This window comes from Nocardioides sp. (assembly GCF_051876515.1).
Taxonomy (GTDB): Bacteria; Actinomycetota; Actinomycetes; order Propionibacteriales; family Nocardioidaceae; genus Nocardioides.
The window spans coordinates 1-4,585 of record NZ_JBJEHY010000007.1; the positions used below are offsets into that span (position 1 = coordinate 1).

General features: G+C 74.2%; 6 protein-coding genes. 5 read left to right on the plus strand and 1 reads right to left on the minus strand.

Annotated features, from left to right (window positions below):
* Positions 1–67: 67 nt before the first annotated feature.
* Positions 68–811 (minus strand): FadR/GntR family transcriptional regulator, encoded by a 744-nt coding sequence (locus ACI379_RS00315; RefSeq protein ID WP_439790059.1) that lies wholly within the window; start codon positions 809–811, stop codon positions 68–70.
* 93 nt (positions 812–904) lie between these two features.
* On the opposite strand from ACI379_RS00315, the gene ACI379_RS00320 reads away from it, so the two are divergent.
* From ACI379_RS00320 to ACI379_RS00340, 5 genes are all read left to right on the plus strand, one after another.
* A complete protein-coding gene (locus ACI379_RS00320; RefSeq protein ID WP_439790060.1) occupies positions 905–1,291 on the plus strand; it encodes a hypothetical protein in 387 nt (128 codons plus the stop codon).
* 99 nt (positions 1,292–1,390) lie between these two features.
* Positions 1,391–2,302: an ROK family protein gene (locus tag ACI379_RS00325; protein WP_439790061.1), complete on the plus strand. Its 912-nt coding sequence runs from the start codon at positions 1,391–1,393 to the stop codon at positions 2,300–2,302.
* Positions 2,299–2,997 (plus strand): N-acetylmannosamine-6-phosphate 2-epimerase, encoded by a 699-nt coding sequence (locus ACI379_RS00330; protein ID WP_439790062.1) that lies wholly within the window; start codon positions 2,299–2,301, stop codon positions 2,995–2,997. Before ACI379_RS00325 ends, ACI379_RS00330 begins: the two co-directional genes overlap by 4 nt.
* 38 nt (positions 2,998–3,035) lie before the next feature.
* Positions 3,036–4,193 (plus strand): N-acetylglucosamine-6-phosphate deacetylase, encoded by a 1,158-nt coding sequence (locus ACI379_RS00335; RefSeq protein ID WP_439790063.1) that lies wholly within the window; start codon positions 3,036–3,038, stop codon positions 4,191–4,193.
* 67 nt (positions 4,194–4,260) lie between these two features.
* Positions 4,261–4,585: hypothetical protein (locus tag ACI379_RS00340; RefSeq protein ID WP_439790064.1), on the plus strand; the 325-nt coding region annotated here is incomplete at its 3' end.

The window sequence follows — 4,585 nt, forward strand, 5'->3', positions numbered from 1 at the left end:
GGAAGGCTCTGGCCGGTCGGAACGGTACGTCGCGAGCTGCGAGGTGGGCAGGTCGAACAGTGGCACCTCAGGCCCTCCGGTGGAACTGCGCGATGGTGCTGCGGATGGGGACGTAGTGGGCGGCGATGGCCTCGCGCACGGCGGGCACGTCCTTGGCGCGCACGGCCTCCGCGATGCGTACGTGCGCGATCGCGGTCTCCTCGAGCTGTCCGGCCGCGTGCCCCAGCGTGGGGGCCGCGGCTGCGTGCACCTCCCAGAAGGCACCGGTGAGCTGGAGCAGCAGCTGGTTGCCGAGCTCCTGCATGAGGGCGAGGTGGAAGTCGCGGTCGAGGTCGATGAACTCCTGGCCGGCCCGTGCCCGGGTCAGCATCTTGTCGGCCGTGGTGGCCAGACGCTCGCCCTGCTCGTCGGTCAGCGCCTCCACGATGGACTCGGCGAAACCCTGCTCGAGGGTGTCGCGCACGTCGACCAGCTCGGACATGACGCGGTGGTCGTCGTCGCGGCTGAGGAAGCCTCGGAAGGTCAGGCTCTCCACGAGGGGTCCCAGCGACATGCCACCGACGTAGGTCCCGTGGCCGTGACGCACCTCGACGATGTCGAGGGCGTTGAGCATCTTCACGGCCTCGCGCACACTTGAACGGCTGGCGTGCAGCACGTCGCACAACTCGCCCTCGGTGGGCAGGAGGTCTCCGGGTCGCATGCGGTTGCGGATGATCAGTTGCTTGATCTGGTCCGCCACCTGCTCGCGCCGTGAGTTGCCGCGCCCGTGCGCATCTCCGGACCACAGGGGTCCGGGCTCGGAATTCACCACAATGCTTGACCCTTCCCTCGACTGCATGTGACGATCAGCCTATGGCATAAGACATCAGACGTCATAGGTCTGACGAACCTCTGGAGGTACCACGTGAGCACCACCCGCAGGGCGGCTCGGCGCCGTTTCCTCTCGGCGGGCACGGCGGCAGCCGCGCTCGCCCTGACGTTGGGGCTCGCCGCGTGCGGCGGACCCTCGTCCAGCAACGGAGGGGCCAAGGGCGACTCCGACAGCATCGAGGCCACGCTCGGCTTCGTGCTGTCGAGCGGTTTCGACCCCGACAACGCCTCGAGCGCGGTCGCCACGGCCGCCAACCAGCACATCTTCGAGGGGCTCGTCGACCTCGACCCGATCACGCGTGAGCCGTACCTGGCACTCGCCGGCTCCGAGCCGGTCGCGAGCGAGGACGGTCTGACCTGGACCAGGGCAGCACCCGCGGTGTCGGTGGCTTCAAGACGGCACTGGCGCTGCTGGGCGTGATCGAGACCAACAACGTGTCGCTTCCGATGCGCCCCCTCGACTCCGAGGAGACCGCGCGCGTGCGTCGCGAGCTCGAGACCGCCGGGCTGCTCTGATCCGATGTCCCTCGCAGCGCACGTCGCCGCCCTCGACATCGGCGGCACCAAGACCGCCGCGGCCCTCGTCGACGCGGACGGGGCCGTGCTGGCCCGCGCGTCCGTGGCAACGCCGGCCTCGCAGGGCGCCGGGGCCATCCTGGACGCGGCGGCCGACCTGGTCGCCTCCCTGGGCGGTGCCCCGGTGGCCGTGGGCGTCGGCTCGGCCGGCGTGGTCGACCCCGCCTCCGGGGTCGTCCTCTCGGCCACCGACACCCTGCCCGGGTGGGCCGGCACGGAGCTCGCCGCCGGCCTGGCCGAGCGTCTGGCGCTGCCCGTCGGCGCCGTCAACGACGTGCACGCCCACGGCATCGGCGAGGTCCGCTACGGCGCCGGCCGCGGCGCGGGCACCGTGCTGAGTGTCGCCGTGGGCACGGGCATCGGGGGCGCCCTGGTCGTCGACGGGGCGCTGTACGCCGGACGGCACGCCGCCGCCGGGCACGTCGGCCACGTCCCGTCCCGCCAGGCCGGCGAGCTGCCGTGCAGCTGCGGCGCGCACGGGCACCTGGAGGGGTTCGCCTCGGGGCCGTCGCTGGCGCGGGAGTACGAGCGCCGCACCGGGACCGACGTCGGCGACCTGCGTGACGTGGTGGCCCTGGCGCAGGAGGGTGACGGCGCGGCCGCCGCCCTGCTGGCCGAGGGTGGCACCGCCGTCGGCGAGGCCGTGGCCGGACTCGTCAACGTCCTGGACCCCGACCTGGTCGTCGTTGGTGGCGGCGTCGTCGGGGTGGGGGAGTCCTGGTGGACGGCCCTGCTGGAGGCGGTTCTCACCGGCGTGCTGCCGGTCCTGTCCAGCACCCCGGTCGTACGGTCCGGGCTCGGAGTCGACGCCGCCCTGCTCGGGGCGGCCGCTGTCGCGTGGGAGAAGGTGCGGTGAACGACCTGCTGGAACGGCTGCGCGGGGGACTGGTGGTCTCCTGCCAGGCCTACGGCGACGAGCCGATGAACGACGCCGCGACGATGACCAAGGTCGCCCAGGCCGTGGTGGCCGGTGGCGCGGTGGCCGTCCGCGCCCAGGGCATCAGCCACCTGGAGTCGATGCGTGAGGTCCTCGACGTGCCCCTGATCGGCCTGTGGAAGGACGGCAAGGACGGGGTCTTCATCACCCCCACCCTCGAGCACGCCCTGGCCGTGGCCCGGACCGGCGCCGAGGTGGTCGCGCTCGACGGCACCACCCGCCCGCGTCCCGACGGGCTCACGTTCGCCGAGACCGTGCGCGGCCTCACGGCCCAGCACGACGTCCTGGTGATGGCCGACGTCTCCACGTACGAGGAGGGTCTGCTCGCTGCCGAGGCCGGCGCCGACCTGGTCGGCACGACCCTGTCGGGCTACACCGGGTACACCGAGAAGGGCGACGGCCCCGACCTCGACCTGGTCGCCCGGCTGAGCGCGGCGCTGGACGTGCCGGTCGTGGCCGAGGGCCGGGTCCACCGGCCCGCCGACGCCGCCGCGGCCGTCGCGGCCGGCGCCCACTGCGTGGTCGTCGGCACCGGGATCACCCACCCGACCTCGATCACCACCTGGTTCGCCGACGCCGTCGCCGCGGCCGTGACGGACCGTACGGTCAACTGAACGGCGGGCGCCCACAGCGCCCGCGGAAGGAGCACACCATGGACGAGCCGTACGCCCTGCGTGGCCGTCTGGTGCTGCCCGACCGGATCGTCGAGGACGGCGTGCTCGTCGTCCACGGCGACCGGATCGTCGAGGTGGCCGACGCCAGTGATGGCTGGGCCGACGGTCGCAAGGGACCGGTCGAGCAGACCGGCACCCTGGCCCCAGGCTTCCTCGACGTGCACTGCCACGGAGGTGGTGGTCACGCGGTGACCACAGGTGTCCCGGACGACGTCAGTGCGGTGGTGCGTCACCACGCCGTACGGGGCACCACCTCCGTGGTCGCGAGCCTGGTCAGCGCGACCGAGCCCGACCTGCTCGCCGCCCTCGGCGCGATCGCTGAGGTCACCGCCGACGAGCCCGGCCTGCTCGGCAGCCACCTCGAGGGACCGTGGCTGGCCCACGGTCATTGCGGTGCCCACGACCCGGCCGTCCTCACCGCGCCCGACCCGACCGTGGCGCAGCGGTGGATCGACGCCGCCGGCGGCACGCTGCGCATGGTGACGCTGGCGCCCGAGCTGCCCGGGGCCGCCGAGAGCGCCGCCGTCCTGGACGCGGCCGGGGTCCTGGTGGCCGCCGGCCACACCGATGCCGACGCGGGCGCGTTCGGCGCGGCCCTGGCCACCGACCACGTCCGCACCGTCACCCACCTGTTCAACGGCATGGCCCCGTTCCACCACCGTGACCCCGGGCCCGGTGGCGCGACGCTGCGCGCACTGGCCGCGGGCCACGTGCACGCCGAGCTGATCTCCGACGGCATCCACCTGGCCGACGAGACGGTGGCGATGGTCTTCGCGGTCGCCGCCGAACGCGTCGTCCTGGTCAGCGACGCGATGAGCGCGGCCGGGATGCCCGACGGGCGCTACCTCCTCGGTGGGCTCGAGGTGGAGGTGCGCGACGCCACCGCCTGGACGACCGGCGAGCGGCCCGCCCTGGCCGGCAGCACCATCCACGTCGCCGACGCCGTGCGTCGCGCCATCGTCCACGCGGGCGTGGCGCCACACCTGGCCGTACGTGCGGCGACGCTGACCCCGGCCGACCTGGTCGGCGCCACGGACCGGGGCCGGTTCGCGCCCGGGGCCCGGGCCGACGTCGTCGTGCTCGACGACGACTGGCGGGTCACCCGCGTCATGCAGGGCGGTGCCTGGCTGGCCTGACGCCGCCCGACGCCCGTCGCGCGGAACGCGGTGGCACCGGGGTGGCGTGGCAGGAGAGGGTGGTGGGATGACCGTCCGCCTCGACCACGTCGTCCTCGGCGTCCCCGACCTGGCCGCCGCCACCCGCGCCCTGGAGCGCGCCCGCGTGGCCGTCGAGCCGGGCTGGGCACAGGTGCCGCAGCGTCCGGCCGTACGCGTCGCGGGCCCAGACGGCGCCGTGCTCATGCTCGTGGAGGGCGACGAGCTCGAGCTCGCCCTCGTCGCCGGGGACGGCCGGGATCCCGTGGCCGTGCTCCCCGCCGGCGAGGCGTACGAGGAGAGCTGGCTCGCCCCGGGCGGTGAGCGTGTGGCCGTGCGGGGCCGCCGCGACGGCACGACCCACGGGGCGATCG

What these genes read in the sequence shown, in the direction of transcription:
- ACI379_RS00335 (WP_439790063.1), top strand. Translation starts at nt 3,036, where the DNA reads ATGGACGAGCCGTACGCCCTGCGTGGCCGTCTGGTGCTGCCCGACCGG.
- ACI379_RS00325 (WP_439790061.1), top strand. Translation starts at nt 1,391, where the DNA reads ATGTCCCTCGCAGCGCACGTCGCCGCCCTCGACATCGGCGGCACCAAG.